Raw genomic sequence first — 22,810 nt, 5'->3', positions numbered from 1 at the left:
GAAGGTATGAAGGCGAAGAAGGTGCTCGTGATCGGCCTCGGCCGCTTCGGCGACTCGCTGATCGAGACGCTCTGGCAGGCACGCGCGGAGATCATCGCGGTCGACGCGGACCCCGAGCAGGTCGAGCAGGCGAAGGACAAGACGAGCGCGGCGTTCGTCGGCGATGCGACCGATCCGCGCGTGCTCTCCGCGATCGGCGCCGATCACGTCGACACCGCGGTGGTCACGTTCGGCGAGGACTTCGAGGCGACCGTGCTCTGCGTCACCACGCTCAAGAAGATGGGCGTGAAGGACGTGATCGCGCGCGCCGCGACGATGCGCCAGGCCGAGGTGCTCCGGATGGTCGGCGCCTCGCGCGTGGTGCAGCTCGAGCACGAGATGGGGCACCGCGTCGCGGCCGACGTCGTCATGCCGGTCGCGAGCGACCTGCTCGATTTCGCACATGGAGTTCGCGTCGTGCCCTGGATCGCCGAGGGCAAGATGGTCGGCAAGACGCTCGCGCAGGCCGAGCTCCGCAAGCGCTGGGAGATCCACGTGCTCGGCGTCCGCCCCAAGGGCGCGGGCGGCAAGAAGCTCGAGGTGCCCGGCGCCGACTACACGATCGCGGCGGGCGACACGCTCCTCATCGCGGGCGCGGAAGCGTCGATCAACCGCTTCGTGCGCGAGAGCGAGTAGCTCCGGGATTGCCGTTCGGCCCGCGATGCCCGAGATCGAGGCTCGCGACGCAGCCGCGCGCGATCGAGTAGCGTCGCGCACGACAGAGGGAGGGCCGAACGTTGAACGCATCCGAGACCTTCGTCCGTGCGCTCGAAGCCGAGGGCGTCACCTACGTCTTCGGCATTCCAGGCGAGGAGAACCTCGATCTCCTCGAGGCGCTGCGGACCTCGCGCATCCGTCTGATCCTCACGCGACACGAGCAGGCCGCGGGCTTCATGGCCGCGACGCACGGTCGGCTCACCGGGCGCGCGGGCGTCGCGCTCTCGACGCTCGGCCCCGGGGCGACGAACTTCGTCACCGCCGCCGCGTACGCGCAGCTCGGCGCGATGCCGATGCTGATGATCACCGGCCAGAAGCCGATCAAATCCTCGAAGCAGGGGCACTTCCAGATCGTCGACGTCGTCGACATGATGCGCCCGCTCACCAAGTACACGCGGCAGATCGTCTCCGCCGACACGATCCCGGCCCGCGTGCGCGAGGCGTTCCGCTCCGCCGAAGAAGAGCGCCCGGGCGCGGTGCACCTCGAGCTGCCCGAGGACATCGCGCGCGACCCCGGCGGCGCCCCGCTGATCGAGCCCGCCGCGACGCGCCGTCCCATCGCCGACGAGAAGGCGATCCACCGCGCGCTCGCCGCGCTCAAGGACGCGAAGCGACCGCTCCTGATGATCGGCGCCGGCGCGAACCGGAAGCTCACGAGCAAGATGCTCCGGCAGTTCGTCGATCACACCGGCATCCCGTTCTTCACGACGCAGATGGGCAAGGGCGTGCTCGACGAGACGCACCCGCTCTGGCTCGGGAACGCCGCGCTCTCCGACGGCGACTTCGTGCACCGCGCGATCGAGCGCGCCGACTGCATCGTCAACTGCGGCCACGACGTCGTGGAGAAGCCGCCCTTCTTCATGCGCGGCGCGCGCACGGTCATCCACGTCAACTTCAGCTCGGCCCACGTCGACTCCGTCTACTTCCCGCAGCTCGAGGCCGTCGGCGACATCGCGAACACGATCTGGCGCCTCAAGGAAGCGCTCGATCCCCAGCCGCACTGGGACTTCTCGTTCTTCCGCACGGTGCGCGAGCACCTCGACGCGCACCTCGCGAAGCGCGCCGACGACGATCGATTCCCGATGCACCCCGCGCGCGTCGTCGCGGACCTTCGCCGCGTGATGCCCCACGACGGAGTCGTCTGTCTCGACAACGGCATCTACAAGCTGTGGTTCGCGCGCGCATATCGCTGCCGCATGCCGAACACGCTGCTGCTCGACAACGCGCTCGCGACGATGGGCGCGGGGCTGCCGTCGGCGATCGCCGCGAAGATCGTGCACCCGAACCGTCGGGTGCTCGCGGTCTGCGGCGACGGTGGGTTCATGATGAACTCGCAGGAGCTCGAGACCGCGGTGCGCCTCGGCCTCGATCTCGTGGTGCTCGTCCTGCGCGACGACGCGTACGGGATGATCCGCTGGAAGCAGGCGCACATGGGCCTGCCCGACTACGGCATGGCGCTCGGCAACCCCGACTTCGTGAAGTACGCGGAGTCGTACGGCGCGCGCGGCCACCGCCCTTCGAGCGCCGGCGATCTCGCGCGCATCGTCGAGCGCGCGTTCGACAGCAAGGGCGTCCATCTCGTCGACGTCCCCGTCGACTACTCCGAGAACGATCTGATCCTGAACCGCGAGATCCGCGAGCTCGCGGCGGCGATTTGAGGACCTCATGACCCAGCTCCGAGCACGTTATCCGTTCTTCGTCGCGAACCGACCCGAGCAGCCCAACGAGGAGCTCGAGGTCACCGACAAGTTCTCCGGCGAGGTCGTCACCCGCGTCGCGCTCGCGCGCACGCCCGACATCGACCGCGCGATCGCCGCGGCGGTCGCCGCCGAGAAGCCCTTCGCGCAGATGCCGCCCTACGCGCGACAGGCGGTGCTCGAGCACTGCGTGAAGCGCTTCCGCGAGCGCTTCGAGGAGCTCGCGTACGCGCTCTGCGTCGAGGCCGGCAAGCCGATCAAGGACTCGCGCGGCGAGGCCATGCGCCTGATCGACACGTTCCGCGTCGCCGCCGAAGAGTCGGTGCGCATCGACGGAGAGGTGCTCAACCTCGAGATCTCGGCGCGCGCCAAGGGCTATCGCGGCTTCACCAAGCGCGTGCCGATCGGCGCGTGCTCGTTCATCTCGCCGTTCAACTTCCCGCTCAACCTCGCGGCGCACAAGGTCGCGCCGGCGATCGCGGTGGGCTGTCCCTTCGTGCTCAAGCCCGCGTCGCGCACCCCGCTCGGCGCGCTGATCATCGGCGAGGTGCTCGCGGAGACCGAGCTGCCGCCGGGCGCGTTCTCGATCCTCCCGGTGCACCGCGACGGCGCGGATCTCTTCACGACCGACGAGCGCTTCAAGCTGCTCTCGTTCACCGGCTCGCCCGCGGTCGGATGGGACCTCAAGGCGCGCGCGGGCAAGAAGAAGGTCGTGCTCGAGCTCGGCGGCAACGCCGCGTGCATCGTCGACGAGGACCAGCGCGATCAGCTCGATCGCGTCGTCGAGCGCATCGTGTTCGGCGCGTACTACCAGTCGGGCCAGAGCTGCATCAGCGTGCAGCGCATCCTCGCGCACGAGTCGCTCTACGACGCGCTGCGCGAGCGCCTCGTCACCGCGGTGCGCGGGCTGCGCTCCGGCGACCCGAAGGACGAGAGCACGTTCATCGGCCCGATGATCTCGGAGAGCGAGGCGAAGCGCCTCGACGGATGGATCCAGGACGCGGCGAAGAAGGGCGCGAAGGTGCTGGTCGGCGGCAAGCGCCAGGGCACGATGCTCGAGGCCACGCTCGTCGAGGACGCGCCGCGTGACTGCGCGCTCTACGCCGAGGAGGCGTTCGGCCCGGTCGCGCTGCTCTCGCGCTTCGAGCGCTTCGACGACGCGATCGCCGAGGTGAACGACAGCAAGTTCGGCCTCCAGGCCGGCGTGTTCACGCGCGACGTGTTCAAGGCGCAGCGCGCGTGGGACGAGCTCGAGGTCGGGGGCGTGGTGATCAACGACGTGCCGAGCTTCCGCGTCGACAACATGCCGTACGGCGGCGTCAAGGACAGCGGGCTCGGCCGCGAGGGCATCCGCAGCGCCATCGAGGACATGACCGAGGTCCGCCTGATGATCCTGAAGATGCCCTGAGGGTGCCGGATGGTTGGAGCTCCAACGACATTCGTTGGAGCTCCAACGATCGTCACACCCACGATGCCGCGAACGCCATCCGCTCCGCGGTCTGCATCTCCGCGATCTGCTTCAGGAACACCCGCCGCGTCACCAGCCCCAGGCTGCTCTCGAACCAGCCCTGCCAGCCGTTCCGGAAGTACGGCGCCTGCACCATGCGCGTGCCGAGGCACTCGATGCGCGCGTCCTTCATGCCCGTCTTGTAGACCGCGGCCGAGCCCCCGATCATCACGCGGTCGAAGACCTTCTGCGCCTGCGCGAGCACGAGCTCCATCGACACGCCCGCGCCCGACGCGCGCATCGCGCGCAGCAGCGTCTCGATGTACGCGTTCTGCACGCGCGCCGCGGACTCGCGCCCGATCGCGACCTGCTCCGCGGGGTCGGGGATGAGCGCGCCCATCGCTTGATAGTGCGCGAGCGCGACCTCGACCGGGACCCACGAGGTCGCGACGAGCTCGCGCATCGCCTGCACGTGCTCGGGCGCCAGCGTCTGCCAGTACGCGTCGATCAGCCCGCGCTCCTCGACCTGACGCATCGAGTTCGCGAGCACCGTCCCGCGGAGGTGCGAGTTGGGCGGCACCGGGTTTCGCGGTGCGAGGATGACGGTCTCCGCCACGTTCTCTTCGAGCCTAGCGCAATCGAGAGTTGCACGTCCCTTCGTGGAACGATCGATGCGTCGTGTGCCCGAGCAACGAACAACGAGAGCGAGGCGGACGTGGCGCGAGACGAGAGATCGAGAGCGGAGCGTGAGCGCGCGATCGTGGGCCCCGGCGTCCTCGCGGGGCTCTTCGCCGCGACCGTGATGGGCCTGATCCTGATGACCGGCTCGGCGATGCTCGGGCGCGGCTTCTGGACGCCCGTGCAGCTGATCGGTGCGACGCTGCTGCGCGATCGCTGGAGCGAGATGCCCGCGCTCGCAGGCTTCGTGGGCGTGGTGCTGCACCTCGCGGTCGGTGTGGCGTGGGGCGTCGTGTTCACGGGGCTCACGCGTCGTGTGCACGGCCGGAGCAACCTCGCGATGCTCGGGATCCTGTTCTCCGCGTTCGTGTTCCTGGTGATGACGTACGGCGTCGCGCCGTGGGCGAGCCCGTGGTTCTTCGCGAGCTATCACGTGGGCCGCTACTTCATCGTGCACCTCGTGTTCGGCCTCGTGCTCGGCCTCTCGTTGCCGAGCGCCGAGCACGTCATCGCGTCGCGACGCGCGCACCTGCACCGGCACGGGCCCGTCATGCGTCGCAGCCCGTTCCGGCGCAGGCCGGCGTGATCGATCACCAGTAGCGATGGCCGTTCAGGCGGAACGGCACGTCGAGCTCGCGCGCGATCTCCTCGAGCACTTCGGGCGTGTAGAAGTAGTTGCGCACGCGCGCGATGCGATCGCCGTCGAGCTCGAGCCGCGTGAACGCGCGCACTGCCTCGCCGTCGTCGTGATCGTACCAGTGCACGAGCAGCCACTCGCCGCGATGCGCTCGCGCCTCGACGCGCGGCGGGGTGGGGCGCGCGCCCTGGATGAAGCGCGGATCGATCCCGCCCTCGACGTCGGCCGCCGCGAGACGGCGGCTGCCGAACATCATCCCGGTGAGCACACCTTCGCGTGCGGCCGCGCGCCCGTACTGCGTGCAGACGTGGTCCACCTCGACCGTGCTGCGCTCCATGAGCAACGCGGCGACGCGATCGAGATCGTGCGCGTTGAACGCGTCGACGAACGCGTCGATCACCTCGCGCGGCGGCAGCGGGCGCGCGCGCTCGTGCAGCGTGGGATCGGCGAGCCTGCTGCGTCCGCCGTGCAGCGCCGCCTTGACCGCGCCGACCGTCGTCGAGAGCGCCTCCGCGATCTCCTCGAGCGTCAGGTCGAACACGTCCTTCAGCACGACCGCCGCGCGCTCCTGCGGGGACAGCTGCGAGAGCAACGTGCCCGCGGCCTCGCGCTGCGCGCGCGGATCGTGGGTCGTGCTCGCCGCGTCGGCCTCGCTCGCGAGCTCGCGCTGTCTGCGCACGCGATCGATCCAGAGGTTCGACGCGATGCGGAACAACCACGCGCGCGGGCTCGTGGGGGCGCCGCCTTCGATCGTCCCGAGCGTGACGAACGCGCGCGCGAGCGTGTCCTGCGCGAGGTCGTCCGCGTCCCACGGCGAGCGCGTGAGGTGGCGACAATATCGATAGAGCTCGGGCCGCAGCGGCTCGTAGAGATCGAGGAATCGATGCCACGAGCCCTTCACGGCACCGGAGAGATCGAGGACCGGATCGTCGTTCGTCGTCGTCATGCGAGAGAGACGGACGATCGGGCCCTCGAGATACCGGTCAATCGATCACGAGGTGCTCGATCAGCACGCGATCGAGCTCGACGTAGGTCGTGCCGTCGTCGATCAGCGCGCCCGGCTTGATGTGATCGCCCTCGACGCGGACGACCTGGTGATCGTGCAGCGCGGCGAGCGCGTTCTCGAGCTTCGGTCGCGCCACGCTCTCGCGCAGCGTGATCTGTCCGGAGAGGTAGCGACGCTGCCCGAGCGCGAGCGCGTTCTTCAGCCACTCCTTCTTGCCGAACGACGCGATCTCCCCGTTGCGCAGCGCGCGCACGCTGAGCAGCGCGAGGCGATAGCTCTCGAAGTACGAGCGCAGCATCTCCGCGTAGCGCTCGATCGACGCGCTGCTCGCACCGCCTCCGCGACGCACCATCGAGCCCGCGATCTCGACCTCGCCCGCCGCGCGCATCGAGCCCAGCGCGTCGTCGAAGATCTCGTCGAACTCCGCGTCCGCGCGGTACATGAACTCGAGCTTGAAGAGCCGCGAGAGACGGCGGACGCGGTCGCGCAGCGTCTCGAGCTCGGCCTCGCCGTTCATCGCGAGCAGCGCGCTCGAGATCAGCGCGCTCGGCACGAAGAAGTGGAGGACCGTGTTCTTGTGGTACTCGAGCGCGATCCGGCGCTCCTCGGGGATCTGGTAGATCGGCTCGTCCGGCGGCTCACCGCGCTTGGGATCGCCCTTGCCGTCGTCGACCGTCACGACGAGCTTCGCGTCCTCGAAGAGCCGCAGTGACTCGCTCAGCGTCTCGGGGCGGAAGCGACCCTCGTCGTCGATCACCGGCTTCGCGATGCGCGCGCCCAGCCGCTCGAGCGCGGCCAGCATCGTGCGCGCCTGACGCACCAGCTGATCGTGGGTGATGCCGCGGCGGCGATGCGCCATCAGCGCGGTCGCGCAGAGCGCGGCGGGCGTGACCACCGTCGCGCGGTTGATCTCGTAGGTCACGCGGTGCGCGATGCGCTGCACGAGAGCACGACGCTGCGAAGGAGAGAGCCCGCTCTCGCCATTCGGCATCGACGGCGCACCGCGCGCACGATCGTTCTTGCCCGCGAGCGCGACCGCTTCGTCGACGAGCCCGCGGAACGACATCGTCTCGCCGAACTGGAGATAGAGCCGCCCGTACTTGCTGCGCAGCACGCGGCTCGTCGCGAGCAGACCGCCGATGCTCTCGGGCTGCTTCTCGCCGCCCGACTGCTCGTGCACGTACGACTTCTCCTCGATGATGCGCTCGTAGCCGATCGAGATCGGTACGAACGTGATCTCGCGATCGCGGAGCTGCAGCGCCGCATCGACGATCATCGAGAGGATCCCGAGCTTCGGCGAGAGCAGCTTTCCGGTGCGCGATCGACCGCCCTCGACGAAGAGCTCGAGGTTCCAGCCCTCGACCAGGATCTTGCGGACGTACGCGTCGACGAGCTGCGGATAGAGCTTCTTGCCCTTGAAGCTGCGCTTGATGAAGAACGCGCCCGAGCGCCGCAGGAAGGGCCCGAGCGGGAAGAACGAGAGGTTGTCGCCCGCGGCGATCAGCGGCGGCGCGAGCCCTTCGCGATAGAGCAGATCGCTCACCACGAGGTAGTCGACGTGGCTCTTGTGCGAGGGGAGCAGCACGAGCGGCCCCTTGCGCGCGGCCTCGCGCACCCGCTCGAGGCCTTCGCGATCGACGACCATCCCGTCGTAGATCCGGTTCCACACGACGGTGTCGAGGAAGCGATGGAAGAAGTGGACGACGTTGGTGTCCGGCGCCGCGCAGAGCTTGTCGAGATCGCGCCGCGCTTCGGCTTCGACGTCGGCGATCTCGCGCTTGCTCTCCTTCGCGGCGTGCTCGACGTGCTTGCGCAGGCGCGGGCTGCGCATGAGCTCGTCGACGATGCGCGTCGACGTCTTCTTCGCGGGCCCGAGCACCAGCGCACGCTCGCGCTCCATGCGGCGCAGCAGCGCGTAGCGGATCGCATCCGCCGCCTGCGCATCGGTCATGTCCTGGTGCTCTTCGAGGAACGCGCGGACGTCGAACGGCTCGCCGCTGCGCAGCAGCGAGTTCTTGTAGTTCGCGAGGAACTGCAGGAACACGCGGATGCGCCCGGGCCACTCCGCGGGCCCGAAGATCAGATCGATCGCCGAGCGTCGCTGCGGGCTCGCGGGGCGCTTCGTCCACACGAACGTCTGCGGCACGAGCACGATCGGCTTGCTCGTCTTGCGCTGCAGCTCGACGAGCGTGCGGATCAGATCGACCTCCATGTCGTCGCCCTTGCGGCCGTTGCCCTGGAGGCGCGGCGGGCGACGCAGGAAGAGCAGGGCGCTGTGCTCGCCCTCGAGCGTGTCGAGCAGCGCCTGATCGTCGGGGATCTGCTTCTGGAGGCGCATGCGTCGCGAGCCCCGACCGAAGGGCTCCGCGACGAACATCCCCACGTCGTTGGTGAAGCGCACCAGCGGCAGGGCGTGCTTCTTCGTGAGGAAGTCGAGCGCGAGGAAGTCGAGGAACGAGAGCGAGCGCGCCACGTACACGACGAGGCCGCGCTCCGCTTGCTCGCGGACGGTTCGCTCCCATCGCTCGTCGAGCTTGATGTGCGCGAAGAACCGCTCGTACAGCGAGCGCCACGCGCCGCTCGGCTGGTAGACGACGGGTCGGTACCTATCCTCGCTGGTGCGCGCCGGAGGGCTCCCGGCGGGCTCCTCGACGGGACCGCGCGGGGGCACGTTCGACGGGCCGACGGCGGCGGACGGAGGCAGCTGGCTCATGGTCCAGCGTCCGACGTTAGCACGCAGTCCGCCGCCTACAGCCCTGCGCGCCCGGAGGTGTGATGGCGACCACGACGACGAAGACGAAGGTGCTCGGCGCGGCGTTCGCGCTCGCGATCGGGGCGTGTGGTGGATCGTGCCCGGAGGCGCGGACCACGACCGCGACGACGGGCGGCATCGGCCCACTCGCGGGCTACGGGTTCCTCGCCGGGACCTGGGTCGCGGACCACGACGACGGCGCGCGCACCGAGGAGACGTGGACGGTGCCCCGCGGGAGCGTGATGCCCGGCTCGTCCCACACCGAGGCGCCCGACGGCCGGACGCGCAGCTGGGAGAGCCTGCGGATCGAGCAGCGGGGTGATGCGATCTTCTACGTGGCGCTGCCGGTCGGCGCGGACGGAGAGACCTCGTTCGCCGCGGTGGAGCTCGAGGCCGATCGCGCGGTGTTCGAGAATCCGCAGCACGATTTCCCGCAGCGCATCACGTACCAGCTCGAGGGCCCCGAGATCTTGCGGGCGACGGTGAGCGATCTCGGTGGGGCGACGCAGACGACCTGGCGCATGAGGCGGGAATCGCGCTAGAAGGGAGGCCTCGGTCGCGCAGCGCGCGCAGCCGGGCAGCGGCTCCGGCCCGAGTGGCTGGGCTGCACGGGCGGCTTCGCTTGACACGGCGAGCCGCTCCATCTACATCACGCGCCCCTTCGCGCCCCGGCTCGGGGCGCTTTTTTTCGCAGGTTCTCGATCATGCGCCTTCTCCGTGCCCAGCAGACGCACAGCGCCAATCCGGCGGAAGTCAATCGCCGCTGGTTCGTCGTCGACGCCGAAGGACAGCCCCTCGGCCGAGTCGCCTCGCGCATCGCGGCGGTCCTTCGCGGCAAGCACACGCCGCTGTACACGCCCCACGTCGACACGGGCGACTTCGTCGTGGTGATCAACGCCGAGAAGGTGAAGCTCACCGGCGCGAAGCTCGACGACAAGTTCTACTACAAGCACTCGGGCATCCCGGGTGGCTTCCGCGCCGAGCCGTACCGCAAGCTGCTCGATCGCAAGCCGGAGTTCGCGCTCGAGAAGGCGGTCAAGGGCATGCTCCCGAAGACGCCGCTCGGCCGCAAGATGCACACGAAGCTGAAGGTCTACGCGGGCCCGACGCATCCGCACGCGGCGCAGAAGCCGGAAGTGCTCAAGTTCTGATTTCCCGCTGAAGCTCTAGAGGACGAGACAGAGACATGCCCCAGGCGGTCATCCACGGTCGGCAGTACGGCACTGGCAAGCGCAAGCGCGCCATCGCTCGTGTGTTCCTCAAGCCGGGCAGCGGCGACATCACGGTGAACGGGCGCACGCTCGCCGAGTACTTCCCGCGCGAGACCTCGCAGATGATCGCCCGCCAGGCGTTCGAGGTCATCGAGAAGATGAGCGACTACGACGTCACCGCGACTGTCTGCGGCGGCGGCGTCGCGGCCCAGGCGGAAGCGGTCCGCCACGGCATCTCGCGCGCGCTCCTGAACGTCGACGCGGAGCTCCGCCCGTCGCTCAAGAAGGCCGGCCTCCTCACCCGCGACGCGCGTGAGAAGGAGCGCAAGAAGCCCGGTCAGCCGGGCGCGCGCAAGAAGTTCCAGTTCAGCAAGCGCTGATCTTCGGACTCCGGATCCACGAAGAAGCCCGCGATGCTCGAGAGAGCACGCGGGCTTCGTCGCGTCTGGAGCTCAGCTCGGGCGCGCGTTGCGCGCCGTCGGATCGATCGCGACGAGGCGCGACCAGATCGCGTCCTGCACCATCCGGTACGACGCGGCATCGCGGCCGTCTTCGGGCGAGGCCTCGCAGAGACGCGCGGTCGTGAGCGCCATGCGCAGGAAGTCGGGCAGCGCGAGATCGGGGCGCAGCGCGAGCTCGGACCAGCGATCGAACGTCTGGGTGCTGCGGCCGAGCCCGATCTGCTCGGCGATGTTCGCCATTGCGCGCTTCAGATCGTCGCGGGGCGACCACGGGTTGTCGAGCAGCGCGGGATCGATCGCGGTGCCGAGGAAGCGCTGGTAGATCGCCCGCCGCGCGAGCTCGTCACCTGACACCGCGAAGCGCGTCGCGATCCAGATCACGATCGCCCCGAAGAGCGCGAGCACGCCGAGCACGATCGCGATCGGCACCGCGACGCTTCGCCCGAACGGCATCGGATCACCCGCGAACATCGCCTGCCCCGGCAGGAACGCGAAGAGGATGCCGATCCCGAGCAGCCACACCGCGGTGCACGTCGACCAGCCGCGCAGATAGCCGACGCCGATCGATCGCCAGTCGCGGCGCAGCTCGGTCACCCGGAGGTTGCTCCACGACGTCGCCGCCGAGCCCTCGACCCAGTACGTGCCCTGCGGGAACAATGGAAAGCCGAGGAATTGATAGAAGAGCGTCTGCACCGAGCCCTTGCCGACACGCGCGATCGAGCCGTAGAAGCCCTCGTACTGCGGGTGGATGATCATCGTCGCTCCCTTCGCCGGGCCCGCGGTGGAGCAACCGGCGTTCCCCGCGATCGTCGCAGATTCGCTGCGTGATCGGCGATCCCGAGCGTCGCGCGCGAGCAAACGTTGCGTGCGCCGCACGTGCGGTCGCGTGCGCGCGGGGGTATACGTGCGCGCCATGACGAAGCGCATCCGGGCCGCGATCGTCGGCGCGACGGGCTACACCGGCGCCGAGCTCGCGCGACTGCTCCTCGGTCACCCGAACGTCGAGCTCGCCGTCCTCGTCGGGGCGAGCAAGGCGGGGCAGCCGGTCGAGCGCGTCCTGCCCTCGCTCGCCGGGATCGTGCGCGGCGACGTCGAGGCGTTCGACGCGGATCGCGTGGCGGCGCGTGCCGACGTCGCGTTCTGCGGCCTGCCGCACGGCGCGAGCGCGCCGATCGTGAAGGAGCTGCGCGCGCGCGGCGTGATCGTCTTCGATCTCAGCGCCGACTTCCGGCTCGTCGATCGCGCGGTGCACCGCGAGTGGTACGGCGAGGATCACGCGCCCGAGCTCGCGAAGAACGCGGTCTACGGCATGCCCGAGCTGCACCGCGAGGCGCTGCGCACCGCCGATCTCGTCGCGGTGCCGGGCTGCTATCCGACCGCGACAATCCTCCCGCTCGCCCCGCTCTTCGCCAAGGGGCTCGTCGAGGACGGGCCGGTGATCGTCGACGCGAAGAGCGGCGTGTCGGGCGCGGGGCGCGCGCCCTCGGAGCGCACGCACTTCAGCGAGACCACCGAGGGCTTCCGCGCCTACAAGATCGCGGGCGCGCACCGCCACACGCCGGAGATCGAGCAGGAGCTCGGGCGCGTGGGATCGCGCGACGTGCGCATCGTGTTCACGCCGCACCTCGTGCCGATGACGCGCGGGATCCTCTCGACCTCGTACGTGCGCCCGAAGCCGGGGGTCGACGCGGCGCGCTGCACCGCGGAGGCGCGCGCGTTCTTCGAGGGCTCGCCGAGCGTGTTCGTGCACGACGCGGGCGCGTGCCCCGACACGCTCTGGGTGCGCGGCTCGAACCGCGCGCACGTGTCCTACGCGCTCGACGCGCGCACCGGGCTCCTCATCGCGCAGGGCGCGATCGACAACCTCGTGAAGGGCGCGTCGGGCCAGGCCGTGCAGTGCATGAACGTGCGCTTCGGCTTGCCCGAGGGCGCGGGCCTCGCGATGCCGGCGGCTTGGCCGTAAGGTCTCGGCAGAAGCCCGTGCGCATCCTCCACTTCAGCGACATCCACGTCGACGTCTCGCCGCACCTGGTCCCGTTCCGCGACTGGCTGGGCAAGCGTCTGGTCGGTGGCGCGAACCACATCCTGCGGCGCGGCAAGCACTTCCGGCGCACACGCGAGAAGCTCGCGGCGCTCGGCACGTTCGCCGACGAGAACGAGATCGATCTCGCGATCTGCACGGGCGACTACACGATCCTCGGCACCGAGGTCGAGCTCGCCGCGGCGCGCGAGGCGGTCGAGCCGATCACGAAGCGCCCGCTCGGCTACGTCACGGTGCCAGGCAACCACGACGTGTACCTCCACGACACGATCCGCGAGCGGCGCTTCGATAAGTACTTCGGTGAGTTCCTTCGGAACGATCTGCCGGATCTCGCGAGCGCCGATGGATGGCCGCTGGTGCGTCTCTTCGGCGATCACCTCGCGGTGGTCGCGGTCCGCAGCGCGCGACCGAACCCGCAGGTCTGGCGCTCGAGCGGGATGATCGAGCCGGGCGAGCTCGCGGCGATGCAGCGCATCGTGCGCGATCCGCGGGTGCGCGATCGCTTCGTGATCGTCGCGACGCACTACGCGCTGCGGCGCCCGGACGGACGGCCCGACGGGCGCAATCACGGGCTCGAGAACGCCGAGGCGATGCTCACCGCGCTCGCGGAGCTGCCGCGCGGCTGCGTCCTGCACGGCCACATCCACGAGCGCTTCCGGCTGCGCCTGCCCGGCGTGCGCCCGACGATCCTCGGCGCGGGCAGCGCGACGCACGAGGGCGAAGAGGGCTTCTGGATGCTCGAGGTCGACGGCGAGGGTGGCTCGGCGACGCCCGGGTGGTTCGACGGGAAGGGATACCGGCTCGACACCGCGGAGACCGTGGCGATCCCCTGAGGCTGCTGCTCGGTTTCTTGCCCCGCGCGCACGCCATCCGGGACGATCACGCCCGGAGGTGGACGCCATGCTGCAGTCGGTCGAGGTGCTTCCTGCCCACCGCGCGACGCTCCGCCGCGACGTGCGCATCGGATGCGAGCTCACGACGGACGCGCTGGGAGCACGTCGCGAGGTGCTCGTCGATCTGTCGCCGCGCGGCGCGCGCGTGATGACCGACGCCGCGGTCGAGCCCGGGGATCACGTGCTGCTCGGGTTTGCCGACGAGCGGCTCGGGCGGCGCGTCGAGACGATCGCGCGCGTCGCGCACACGGCGCATCTCGCGATCGAGAGGCCGTCGATCGGCGTCGAGTTCGTCGCGCTCGACGACGATCTCGGCGATGCCCTCGCGCTGCGGCTGCGCCACGTGCCTCCTCCGCTCCCGCACCGCCGCGCCCGCCGCGAGCTGGTGTGGATCGACGCGCTCGTGACGTGGGAAGAGGACCTCGGCGATCGCGTGAACGTGTTCGAGGTGAGCGAGGCGCTCGCCGCGATCGACGACGACGAGCTCGCGATCGAGACGCTCGCGCCCGTGCTCACCGGCAGCGCACGCCCGTATCGCTGGATCTGCTGAGCGTCCCAGGACCCAGCGTCCTGTGAGCTGAATCGAGGGTACGGAGCGCGCGTGAGCGCCGCGCGCGGGACCCCGCTCGCGGGGCGACGACACCGGACCTTCCGACTATGCTCCGGCTCGTCGTTGCCCTCACCGGCGATGGCGAGGAGGAAGGCCCGGGTGAAGTCGTCCCGTGCGATCGCCGGACGATCTCGTGAGGCGTGCGCGTGAGCGCTGCCGCGCGTGGTGGTCTTGCCTCTCGTCGCGTCGAGCCGGGGCGCGCCGACATCGAGGCGTGTTATCGCGCGACCGATCTCGCGTGGCGGCTCAAGCAGATCCCGTCGAGCGCGACGTGCCGCGGTGCGTTCTTCAACATGCTCGACGATCGCGCGGGCACGCTCTCGCCCGACACCCAGCGCGAGTACCGGCGCTTCTTCGCGGTGCACCGGCTCTCCGCGTTTCGCATGTACTCGTTGCGCGACTATCTCACGCGCATCGTGCTGCTCTCGCAGATCCACTACGGCGAGCACCAGATCCACGCGGGGCTGCGCGAGCTGCAGTCCGGCGCGTTCGACGCGTGGGCGGGCACGCTGCTCGGGCGCGCGGCGCTCGCGGTGGTCACGCCCGATCTGCTGAGCGTGCTGCGCGTGCTCGAGCGCGCCTACGCGAGCCAGACCGTCGTCTCGCACGCGCGCTTCTCGGTCGAGTCCGCGGACTCGCGCACCATCGTCACGCGCATCAAGCAAGAGCACGTGTACATCGAGTCCGCGATGGTCGGTGCCCTCGAGGGCGTGGCGCGCACCTGCCGCGAGCGCGTCGAGGTCGCGGCCGAGCTCGACGGACCCTTCGACGGCATCGTGCGGATCCGGCGCCTCGGCTCCGAAGAGGACGGCCCCGAAGAGGACACCGCATGAAGGGCACGGTCGCGCTGCAGCTGGTTGACGTGCTGCGCGATTTTGGTGTGGATGTGGTGTTCGGGATCCCGGGAGGTGCGATCAGCGCGCTCTACGCCGCGCTGCTCGAGCGCCCCGACGTCCGCATCATCACGACCAAGCACGAGTCGACCGCGGCGTTCCTCGCGATCGGCTACGCGATCGCGACCGGGCGTCCGGGCGTGGTGCTCACGACCGCGGGGCCCGGGATCACGAACGCGGTGACCGGCGTCGCGAGCGCGTTCTACGAGGGCGTTCCGGTCGTGCACATCGCGGGCGAGGTCGCGCGCTCGGCGTTCGGTCGCGGCGCGCTGCAGGAGGGATCGCCCGCGGGCTTCGACGCGGTCGCGATCATGCGCCGGGTCACGAAGATGAGCGTGATGCTCTCGCACCCCGGGCCCGCGACGTCGGTGCTGCGCAAGGCGCTCTCGACGGCGTACAGCGGGCGCCGCGGCCCGGTGTTCGTCTCGCTTCCGCTCGACGTCGCGTGCGCGCACGTGGAGTCGCAGCCGCTCTCGGGCAGCGTGCGCACCACGTTCGAGATCGACTCGGACGCGACGCGACGGGCGCTCGACATGCTGGAGCGCGCGCAGCGTCCGTTGATTCTCGCGGGCGCGGGCACGCGCGATCTCTCGGGACGGCGCGCGCTGCGGAGGCTCGCCGAGCACGTGGGCGCGCCGGTCTGCGTGACCACGAAGGGCAAGGGCGTGTTCCCCGAGGACCACCCGCTCTTCCTCGGCGTGCTCGGGTTCGGTGGGCACGACTCGGTGATCTCGTATCTCGAGCGCGGGGTCGACGTGCTGCTCGCGGTCGGCAGCGGGCTCAACGACTTCACCACGAACGCGTGGTCGCCGCTGCTCCGCGCGACCCGGGCGTTCCTCCAGATCGACATCGACTCGGCGCAGCTCGGGAAGAACTACCCGATCGATCTCGGGCTCGTGGGCCCTGCGGATCAGGTGATCGGGCGCATGCTCGAGCATCGATCGGACGAGCGCATCTCGAAGCCGCTCGGTCGCGGTCCGAGCCTGGTCGAGACGCAGCCGCTCGTGCCCTCGCCGAGCGGCGCGCTGACGACGATGGAGGTCGTGCTCGCGATGAACGAGGCGTGCCCGCGCGACGCGGTGTTCACCGCGGACATGGGCGAGCACCTCTCGGTCGCGCTGCACTACCTGCGCGTGAGCGAGCACGGCGACTTCATCACGTGCCTCGGCTTCGGATCGATGGGCTCTGGCATCGCGACCGCGATCGGTCATCAGTTGGGCGCGCCGCAGCGGCGCACGTTCGCGATCTGCGGCGACGGCGGCTTCCTCATGTACGGCAACGAGCTCGCGACCGCGGTGCAGCACGGGCTGCGCGTGACGTTCGTCGTGATGAACGACAGCCGCTTGAACATGGTGCACCACGGCATGCACGACCTCTTCGGGCGCGCGCCGGACTTCACGACGTCGCCCGTCGACTTCGCGCTGATGGCGCGGAGCATGGGCGCCGAGGGCCACGTGGTGCGCACGCGGCTCGATCTCGTGCGGCTGCTCTCGGACGAAGCGGACGGGCCGGTGGTGCTCGACGTGCGCTTCGATCCCGACGTGCGCCTCGCGGGCAACCAGCGCGTCGCGGCGCTGAAGCAGTTCGGGAGCTCGGAGAACGATGGGTGAAGAAGGCGCGCGCGGTCTGCGTGGGATCGGGATCGTGGGGATCGGGACCGCGTTGCCGCCGAAGGTGCGCGACAACTCGTTCTGGAACGGCGTGCTGGTGGCGCGCGACGAGACCCAGCGACGCGGCGACGTGCTCGCGGTGGAGCGCACGTCGTCGGGCGCGCGCACGGCCATGCCACGCGAGATCGCGGATGCGATCGCGGCGACCGGCGACGATCTCTTCCGTGGCGCGCGGCTGCGGCACGTGATCGACGACGACGACGACGTCTCGGAGCTCGAGGCCGCGGCGGGGCGCGCGGCGCTGCGCGATGCGGGCGTGGATCCCGAGTCGATCGACCTGCTGCTCGTGCACTCGCTGATGCCCGATCGACTGATCCCGTCGAACGCGCCGGCGGTGCAGGATCGGCTCGGGCTCACGCGCGCGGCGGCGTGGAGCCTCGACGTCGGATGCGCGAGCTTCCAGGCGCAGCTCGTCACGGCGGCGGCGCTGATCCGCGCCGGCACGTTCCGTCGCGCGCTGATCGTGCAGTCGCACGCGGGGACGCGCTCGGTGGATCCGACGAGCGTCGCGTCGGTGAACTTCGGCGACGGTGCGGCGGCGGCGGTCATCGAGCGCGTGCCCGACGACTTCGGTGTGCTCGGCCACTACGCGCGCACCGATGGATCGCTGCGGGACGGAATCGTGCTCGCGCCGGTGGTCGAGGGCGCGCCCCGGCGCGCGTGGTGGGAAGGGCAGGGCCGCATGCAGCTCGCGTCGTTCGATGCCGACGCGGGCAAGAGCGCGGGGCTGCGCGCGGGTGAGTTCTGTCGCGAGGCGTGCAGCGGCGCGCTGCGCGACGCAGGGCTGACGCTCGACGACGTGGACCTCTACACGGGCAACCAGAGCCTCGGATGGTTCCTCGATGCGTGTCGTCGATCGCTCGGTCTGCCGCGGGACCGCACGGTCGACACCTTCGCGCGCATCGCCAACGTCGGTGACGCCGCGATCGTGTTCAACCTGCAGGAGGCGCGCGCGCAGGGTCGGCTCGAGCACGGGCGCATCGCACTGCTCTACTCGCCCGCGGCGGGCTTCACCCGCACCGCCGTCGTGGTGCGCTGGTACGATGTGCGCCGGTGCAGGGTGTGAGCAGCGGTCCCGTCGTCGCGTTCCTCGCTTGGTCGCGGCCCGAGCTCGCCGACCGCCTCGTGGAGGCGTCGCGCGACGAGCTCGAGATCGCGCTCGCGTGGCCCGCGAGCGACCCACTGCCGGAGCTGCGCGGCGGCACCGTGCTGCTCGTGGAGCTCGGTGATCACGGCGCGGCCTCGATCGCGCGCGCGCACAGCTTGAGCGCGGCGTTCCCCGAGCTGCTCGTCGTGCCGGTGGTGCACGACGCGGTGGATCTCGACATCGAGCGCGCGCTGCGCGAGGGCGGCGCGGCGGACGTGGTCGACGCGGCGGATCTCGAGCGCGGGATGATGCGTGTCGTCGCGCTCGCGCGGCGCGTGAACGGGATGCGCGAGGAGCGCTCGCGGCTCACTGCGGGGCTCGCGCACAGCGAGCGTCTGACCGCGATCGGCCTGCTCGCGGCGGGCGTCGGGCACGAGATCAACAACCCGAGCACCGCGATCCTCGCGAACACCGAGCGCGTGCGGCAGGAGATCGAGGCGGTGATGTCGCGCCCGCGCTTCCAGCAGGCGGACGTGCTGCACCAGCGCGCGAGCGACTGGCTCGAGGCGCTCGGCGACGTGCTCGCGGCGTCGCGTCGCATCACGTCGATCGTGCGCGCGCTGCACGTGTTCTCGCGCAAGAACGAGGACGACTCGCGTCCCGAGCCGACGTCGATCAACGACGACGTGCAGACGGTGATGCGCCTCGTCGGGCGCGAGGTGCGCTATCAGGCGAAGGTCGATCTCGATCTCGCCGGGGACCTTCCGTACGTGATGGCCCCGCCGCACGCGATGACGCAGGTCGTGACGAACCTCGTCGTGAACGCGCTGCAGGCGCTCGAGTCCATCGCGCTCGAGACCCGCAGGCTCCGCGTGATGACGAGCCACGACGACGAGGCCGTGTGCCTCGAGGTGGCGGACAACGGTCCGGGGATCGCGCCGGAGACGCTGGAGCGCATCTTCGATCCGTTCTTCACGACGAAGGAGATCGGCGCGGGCACGGGGCTCGGTCTCTCGATCACGCGCGAGCTGGTGCGCCGCTGCGGCGGAGAGATCTTCGTCGAGAGCGAGCCCGGCTTCGGCGCGCGCTTCCGCGTGATCCTGCCGCGCGGACGCCGGATGCACTCGATGCCCCGCGCCGTCTCGCAGCCGCCACCGCGCGCCAGCCGACTGCGCCTGCTGATCGTCGAGGACGACGAGCTCCTGCTGCGCGCGATGACGAGCTCGCTGTCGGAGGACTTCGAGTGCACGCCCGCGCCGAGCGGCCCGATCGCGCTGCAGCTCGTGCGCAGCGAGGAGCGCTTCGACGCGCTCTTGAGCGACATCGTCATGCCCGGGATGGACGGGCTGCGTCTGTACGAAGAGATCGCCGAGCTCGACCCGAGGCTCGCCGCGCGCACGCTCTTCGTCTCGGGCGGCCTGCGCTCGGAGACGCTGCACCGCGCACTGCTCGAGACCGGCCGCCCGCTGCTGGCGAAGCCGTTCTCGATGCGCGACCTCGCGCGCCGAATCCGCGAAGTCGCCGCGTAGCCCCGGCCGTCCGAATCCGAGCATTTGCTCGGATTCGCTCCCGCCCCCAGACACCGAGGCGCCCCCGTTCCGACATGTATGCCGAAGCCACGCGCCCGGGCCGAACCACCGCCGTCCTAGTTTCCCTGCGTATCGTCCTGCAGATACGCGACGGTACGAACCAGCGCGACCACCTGCTCCCGCTGCTCCGCAGTCAGCGCCTCGAACCGCACGCCCATGCCCGGGTTCGGGTTGTCGCCGTTCGCGCGCACCGGGTTGATCCACACGACCATCCCGCTCAGCTCGAGCTCCGCGCCCTCATCGGGCGCGAACCGCATCCGCAGCTCGGTGCCGATCGACAGCGGCGACTCCGAGCGGATGAAGATGCCCATCTCGCTGATGTTCGTGATGTAGGCGAAGAGGAACGTCTCGCCGCTCGTCACGTCGACGTGGATGCGCGTGTCGAAGCGCTCGTACGAGCGGCGCTCGGTGCCGCTCGTCTCGCTCGAGTCCTCCGAGGGCGTCGTGGCCGTCGAGACGTCGCGCTCCTGCGACGCGACCTCGTCGGTCTTCTTGCCCCCGTCGCTCACGCGCGCTGCATAGCCGAGTCGTGTCGCGAGATCAACGCACGAGGAGGGTGCCGGCACGCGCGCGGTCGACCTCGTCGGACGGGCCCTCGATGATGTCGAGCCGCGACTCGCCCGCGTAGAAGCCGATGAAGAACGTGTACTGACCGGGCGGGAAATTCGCCGGCACGCGCAGCGTCTGTCGATCGACGACGATGTCGCCCTCGTCCCAGAGCCGCACCGGATAGTGCCCGTCGACCGGCTCGTGATCGCCGTTCAAGCGCTGCCCCGCGCCGTCGACGTGGAGGAAGATCTGATAGCTGCCGGGCACCGGCGACATCACGCGCCAGTACCACGTGACCGTGAACTGCTGGCCCGGGCCCACGCTGTTGCCGCCCGGCAGATCGAGGTCGTAGCCGACGAGCTCGACGCGTCGATCGAAGTTCGCGCCGACGCGATGCTGCACCTGCGGCACCTCGTCGAGGATCGCGTCCGCGAGATAGTTCTGGCTCGCGAGGCCCTGCGGCGGCTGGTTCGTCGCGAGCAGCACCCGCGCGCTCGACGCGTCCGCGACGAAGAGATGGCGCTGCGTGCGCTGGCGGTACGCGCGATCGAGCTGCGCGAGATCGTCGGCGCGGAACGCGAGCCACACGCGCTCGGGGCGCGCGAGGAAGTCGAGCACCGCGTTCTGCTCGGTGAGCTCCTCGACCTCGCCGTGCGCGTAGTACGCGGCCGCGCGCCCACCGACGCGATACTCACCGAGCGGCTCGCCCTCCGACGCGAAGCGGTTGTACGCGTCGTACACCTCTCGCGGCGAGAAGTGCGAGCTCATCTTCGGCTGGAAGAGGAAGCTCGTGTACCCGCCGATCGCCAGCCCCACGAGCAGCATCGGCGCGAGCGACCACTCCCCCATCTTCTGGAAAGCGAAGCGCGCGGCGCGACCGAGCGCGATCAGCACCACGATCGCGGGCACGAGGAACGCGAGCACGCGCCCGATGCGCACCGCGAGGCTCGAGACCTGCGGCTGACCGAGGATGCCGTTCGCGATCGCGAGCGACGTCAGCACGACGCCGGTGATCGCGAGCCACGTCACGAGACGCCCGAGGCGCGCGCGCGCCGCGTCGTCCTTCGAGAGCGAGCGCGCGACCGCGATCCCGATCACACCGAGCCAGGTCCCGCCCGCGAGCGCGCCGGTCACCGCCGCGAGCACCAGCAGCGACTCGTAGGGACGCTCCTCGCCGAGCAGGAAGCACTCGAGCCCGAAGATCGTGCACGCCGTCGCGATCAGCAGGAACACGATCAGCCACGCCTGGAAGCCCGGCCCACGTCGCCACTGCTGCACGAGGAGCCCGTGCGGCCAGCCGAGCAGCACCACGCCGAGCGCGACACGCGGCGCGGGCGCGAGCGACGACCAGCGCGTGTCCTGCAGCGTGATGTCGCGGACGAAGCGCTCGTCGCTCTCTTCGCGATCGACCGAGAAGCCGAGCAGCGCGACCCCGCCGAAGAGCGCGAGCAGCGCGAGCCATCCGGTCGAGCGCGGGAAGTCCTCGGGCAGCGCGAGCCCTTCGATCCCGAGGCCCGAGGCCGGGCTCACCGGGTACCCGCGGAAGTCGCGCAGCAGGAGCGCGGCGAGCAGCAGCGCGACCAGACCCGCGGCCCACGATCCACGCCCCGCGCGCTCGACGTCGCGCAGCAGGAGCGCGACCGATCCCGCGAGCGCGATCACCGGCAGGAACGTCGCGCTGCCGAAGCGCGACACGTAGATCGTCTGCGCGCAGAACCCGAACGCCGCCCAGAGCACGAGCCCGATGCGCAGCGAGGGCTCTTCCGCGAGCGTCGCGGGCACGCGATCCTCGCCCTCGGCGCGGCCCGCCATCGCACGACCGATCGCGATCGGCAGCAGCGCGCTCCACGGCGCGAACGAGTGGAACACGAGCTCGAGCACGCGCTCGAACGTCGGCGGGTTCCCGCCGCGCGGCAGGCCCCCGATCCACGCGCTGTACACGTCGGCGTCGATCGCGACGAGCCGCGCGACGTGCACCGCGACGAGCGCCGTCCCGACGACGGTCGCCCACGCGATCGCCGCGCGCACCCGCGCTTCGCCGTTCGCCCGGAAGCGCTGGGGCGCCAGCTCACCGCGCGCGATCGCGGTCGCCGCGACCGCACCGAGCGGAGGCAGCACGCCGAGCAGCACGCCGCTCGCGAGCGTCGACAGCGCGATCGACACGACGAGCCCGACGGCCCACAGCGCACGCGCGACCGGCGCCCGCAGCGTCGCCGACTCGGCGCGCTCGGGCTGGAAGAGCAGCGACACCGCGCAGAGGAACACCGCCGCCTGCGCCGCGAACGCGGGCCCGGCGCCGATCATCTGCCGCGCGTTGAAGAGGAAGAGCGGGCTCGTGCACGCGATCAGCGCGGCGTAGATCCCGGCGCGACGTCCCGCGAAGCGCGCGACGAGCCAGTATCCGATCGCCACCGCAGCGAGCGCCGAGAGCCCGATCGGGATGCGCCCGGACCACTCGTGGATCCCGAAGATCGAGAAGCCCTGCGCGACGAGCCAGGGCCCGAGCGGCGGCACGTCGAGCGTCCCGCGCTCGGTCGGAGGCTCCCCGGCGGCGAGCCGGCGCGCGACGTCGGCGCTCGCGAGCTCCCAGGGATCCCAGATCCCGAAGCTCCAGATGCCCGCGAGCACCAGCACCGCGGCGACGACGAAGGTCACGCCCGCCGCGATGCGGGCCGTGCGGATCGGAAGCTCCATGCGGCGAAGTCGTTGCGGCGAAGTGGAAGAGGCGCGGCGAAGTGAATGAGGCGCGGCGAAGTGGAAGACGCGCGGTGAGATCGAAGGCGAAGCGGCGGCGCCGATCGCAGCGGCCTCGTTCGTCGGCGGCGGAGCGTAG

The 22,810-nt window shown here is 70.6% G+C and carries 20 protein-coding genes; 14 read left to right on the top strand and 6 right to left on the bottom strand.

Annotation, left to right across the window (positions count from 1 at the left end):
- Positions 1–6 precede the first annotated feature (6 nt).
- The 3 genes from I5071_RS16185 to I5071_RS16175 all read left to right on the top strand — a co-directional run bounded on the left by I5071_RS16185 (position 7) and on the right by I5071_RS16175 (position 3,861).
- Positions 7–675 carry a potassium channel family protein gene (locus I5071_RS16185; RefSeq protein WP_236606360.1) on the top strand — a complete coding sequence of 223 codons (669 nt, stop codon included), beginning with the start codon at positions 7–9 and terminating at the stop codon, positions 673–675.
- 101 nt (positions 676–776) lie between these two features.
- Positions 777–2,414, top strand: coding sequence for an acetolactate synthase large subunit (locus I5071_RS16180; protein WP_236606359.1), 1,638 nt, complete (start codon positions 777–779; stop codon positions 2,412–2,414).
- A 7-nt stretch (positions 2,415–2,421) separates the two neighbouring features.
- Positions 2,422–3,861: an aldehyde dehydrogenase family protein gene (locus tag I5071_RS16175; protein WP_236606358.1), complete on the top strand. Its 1,440-nt coding sequence runs from the start codon at positions 2,422–2,424 to the stop codon at positions 3,859–3,861.
- 52 nt (positions 3,862–3,913) lie between these two features.
- Here I5071_RS16175 and I5071_RS16170 read toward each other — a convergent pair whose 3' ends face one another.
- Positions 3,914–4,516 (bottom strand): hypothetical protein, encoded by a 603-nt coding sequence (locus I5071_RS16170; RefSeq protein ID WP_236606357.1) that lies wholly within the window; start codon positions 4,514–4,516, stop codon positions 3,914–3,916.
- A 144-nt stretch (positions 4,517–4,660) separates the two neighbouring features.
- Between I5071_RS16170 and I5071_RS16165 the strand changes: the two genes are divergently transcribed.
- Positions 4,661–5,164, top strand: coding sequence for a hypothetical protein (locus I5071_RS16165; RefSeq protein ID WP_236606356.1), 504 nt, complete (start codon positions 4,661–4,663; stop codon positions 5,162–5,164).
- 4 nt (positions 5,165–5,168) lie between these two features.
- Here I5071_RS16165 and I5071_RS16160 read toward each other — a convergent pair whose 3' ends face one another.
- Together I5071_RS16160 and I5071_RS16155 are read right to left on the bottom strand one after the other, a co-directional pair.
- On the bottom strand, positions 5,169–6,161 hold the full coding sequence (locus tag I5071_RS16160) for an RNA polymerase sigma factor (RefSeq protein WP_236606355.1): 993 nt from the start codon (positions 6,159–6,161) through the stop codon (positions 5,169–5,171).
- A 37-nt stretch (positions 6,162–6,198) separates the two neighbouring features.
- On the bottom strand, positions 6,199–8,934 hold the full coding sequence (locus tag I5071_RS16155; RefSeq protein ID WP_236606354.1) for a 1-acyl-sn-glycerol-3-phosphate acyltransferase: 2,736 nt from the start codon (positions 8,932–8,934) through the stop codon (positions 6,199–6,201).
- A 62-nt stretch (positions 8,935–8,996) separates the two neighbouring features.
- On the opposite strand from I5071_RS16155, the gene I5071_RS16150 reads away from it, so the two are divergent.
- From I5071_RS16150 to rpsI, 3 genes are all read left to right on the top strand, one after another.
- A complete protein-coding gene (locus I5071_RS16150) occupies positions 8,997–9,515 on the top strand; it encodes a DUF6265 family protein (RefSeq protein ID WP_236606353.1) in 519 nt (172 codons plus the stop codon).
- 162 nt (positions 9,516–9,677) lie between these two features.
- Complete coding sequence (gene rplM, locus I5071_RS16145) at positions 9,678–10,124, top strand: 50S ribosomal protein L13 (protein WP_053233173.1); 447 nt, start codon at positions 9,678–9,680, stop codon at positions 10,122–10,124.
- Between the two features lie 35 nt (positions 10,125–10,159).
- The gene (gene rpsI / locus I5071_RS16140) at positions 10,160–10,564 is read left to right on the top strand and encodes a 30S ribosomal protein S9 (protein WP_236606352.1); all 405 of its coding nucleotides are present in this window, start codon (positions 10,160–10,162) and stop codon (positions 10,562–10,564) included.
- Positions 10,565–10,636: 72 nt separating this feature from the next.
- Here the strand turns inward: rpsI and I5071_RS16135 are convergent, their stop codons facing one another.
- Positions 10,637–11,401 (bottom strand): hypothetical protein, encoded by a 765-nt coding sequence (locus I5071_RS16135; protein WP_236606351.1) that lies wholly within the window; start codon positions 11,399–11,401, stop codon positions 10,637–10,639.
- A gap of 157 nt (positions 11,402–11,558) precedes the next feature.
- Between I5071_RS16135 and argC the strand changes: the two genes are divergently transcribed.
- The 7 genes from argC to I5071_RS16100 all read left to right on the top strand — a co-directional run bounded on the left by argC (position 11,559) and on the right by I5071_RS16100 (position 19,368).
- Complete coding sequence (argC, locus tag I5071_RS16130) at positions 11,559–12,608, top strand: N-acetyl-gamma-glutamyl-phosphate reductase (RefSeq protein WP_236606350.1); 1,050 nt, start codon at positions 11,559–11,561, stop codon at positions 12,606–12,608.
- A 17-nt stretch (positions 12,609–12,625) separates the two neighbouring features.
- Positions 12,626–13,519, top strand: a complete 894-nt coding sequence (locus I5071_RS16125; RefSeq protein ID WP_236606349.1) for a metallophosphoesterase family protein — start codon at positions 12,626–12,628, stop codon at positions 13,517–13,519.
- A gap of 67 nt (positions 13,520–13,586) precedes the next feature.
- A complete protein-coding gene (locus I5071_RS16120) occupies positions 13,587–14,129 on the top strand; it encodes a PilZ domain-containing protein (RefSeq protein ID WP_236607651.1) in 543 nt (180 codons plus the stop codon).
- A gap of 200 nt (positions 14,130–14,329) precedes the next feature.
- Positions 14,330–15,022: a DUF2378 family protein gene (locus I5071_RS16115; protein WP_236606348.1), complete on the top strand. Its 693-nt coding sequence runs from the start codon at positions 14,330–14,332 to the stop codon at positions 15,020–15,022.
- A complete protein-coding gene (locus I5071_RS16110) occupies positions 15,019–16,692 on the top strand; it encodes a thiamine pyrophosphate-binding protein (protein WP_236606347.1) in 1,674 nt (557 codons plus the stop codon). Before I5071_RS16115 ends, I5071_RS16110 begins: the two co-directional genes overlap by 4 nt.
- Positions 16,685–17,818: a 3-oxoacyl-ACP synthase III family protein gene (locus I5071_RS16105; protein WP_236606346.1), complete on the top strand. Its 1,134-nt coding sequence runs from the start codon at positions 16,685–16,687 to the stop codon at positions 17,816–17,818. The genes I5071_RS16110 and I5071_RS16105 overlap by 8 nt, the downstream gene beginning before the upstream one ends.
- On the top strand, positions 17,806–19,368 hold the full coding sequence (locus I5071_RS16100) for a hybrid sensor histidine kinase/response regulator (protein ID WP_236606345.1): 1,563 nt from the start codon (positions 17,806–17,808) through the stop codon (positions 19,366–19,368). The genes I5071_RS16105 and I5071_RS16100 overlap by 13 nt, the downstream gene beginning before the upstream one ends.
- Positions 19,369–19,484: 116 nt before the next feature.
- Here the strand turns inward: I5071_RS16100 and I5071_RS16095 are convergent, their stop codons facing one another.
- Positions 19,485–19,937, bottom strand: a complete 453-nt coding sequence (locus tag I5071_RS16095) for a TIGR02266 family protein (RefSeq protein ID WP_236606344.1) — start codon at positions 19,935–19,937, stop codon at positions 19,485–19,487.
- A gap of 31 nt (positions 19,938–19,968) precedes the next feature.
- The gene (locus tag I5071_RS16090) at positions 19,969–22,671 is read right to left on the bottom strand and encodes an ArnT family glycosyltransferase (protein WP_236606343.1); all 2,703 of its coding nucleotides are present in this window, start codon (positions 22,669–22,671) and stop codon (positions 19,969–19,971) included.
- Positions 22,672–22,810 lie beyond the last annotated feature (139 nt).

Source organism: Sandaracinus amylolyticus, assembly GCF_021631985.1.
GTDB lineage: Bacteria > Myxococcota_A > Polyangia > Polyangiales > Sandaracinaceae > Sandaracinus > Sandaracinus amylolyticus_A.
Note: the sequence above shows the minus strand (reverse complement) of the source record. Positions and strands in the feature narration are given on the sequence as shown.

What these genes read in the sequence shown, in the direction of transcription:
- rplM (WP_053233173.1), top strand. Translation starts at nt 9,678, where the DNA reads ATGCGCCTTCTCCGTGCCCAGCAGACGCACAGCGCCAATCCGGCGGAA.
- I5071_RS16175 (WP_236606358.1), top strand. Translation starts at nt 2,422, where the DNA reads ATGACCCAGCTCCGAGCACGTTATCCGTTCTTCGTCGCGAACCGACCC.
- I5071_RS16160 (WP_236606355.1), bottom strand. Translation starts at nt 6,161, where the DNA reads ATGACGACGACGAACGACGATCCGGTCCTCGATCTCTCCGGTGCCGTG.
- I5071_RS16110 (WP_236606347.1), top strand. Translation starts at nt 15,019, where the DNA reads ATGAAGGGCACGGTCGCGCTGCAGCTGGTTGACGTGCTGCGCGATTTT.
- I5071_RS16150 (WP_236606353.1), top strand. Translation starts at nt 8,997, where the DNA reads ATGGCGACCACGACGACGAAGACGAAGGTGCTCGGCGCGGCGTTCGCG.
- argC (WP_236606350.1), top strand. Translation starts at nt 11,559, where the DNA reads ATGACGAAGCGCATCCGGGCCGCGATCGTCGGCGCGACGGGCTACACC.
- I5071_RS16105 (WP_236606346.1), top strand. Translation starts at nt 16,685, where the DNA reads ATGGGTGAAGAAGGCGCGCGCGGTCTGCGTGGGATCGGGATCGTGGGG.
- rpsI (WP_236606352.1), top strand. Translation starts at nt 10,160, where the DNA reads ATGCCCCAGGCGGTCATCCACGGTCGGCAGTACGGCACTGGCAAGCGC.
- I5071_RS16135 (WP_236606351.1), bottom strand. Translation starts at nt 11,401, where the DNA reads ATGATCATCCACCCGCAGTACGAGGGCTTCTACGGCTCGATCGCGCGT.
- I5071_RS16185 (WP_236606360.1), top strand. Translation starts at nt 7, where the DNA reads ATGAAGGCGAAGAAGGTGCTCGTGATCGGCCTCGGCCGCTTCGGCGAC.
- I5071_RS16090 (WP_236606343.1), bottom strand. Translation starts at nt 22,671, where the DNA reads ATGGAGCTTCCGATCCGCACGGCCCGCATCGCGGCGGGCGTGACCTTC.
- I5071_RS16120 (WP_236607651.1), top strand. Translation starts at nt 13,587, where the DNA reads ATGCTGCAGTCGGTCGAGGTGCTTCCTGCCCACCGCGCGACGCTCCGC.
- I5071_RS16155 (WP_236606354.1), bottom strand. Translation starts at nt 8,934, where the DNA reads ATGAGCCAGCTGCCTCCGTCCGCCGCCGTCGGCCCGTCGAACGTGCCC.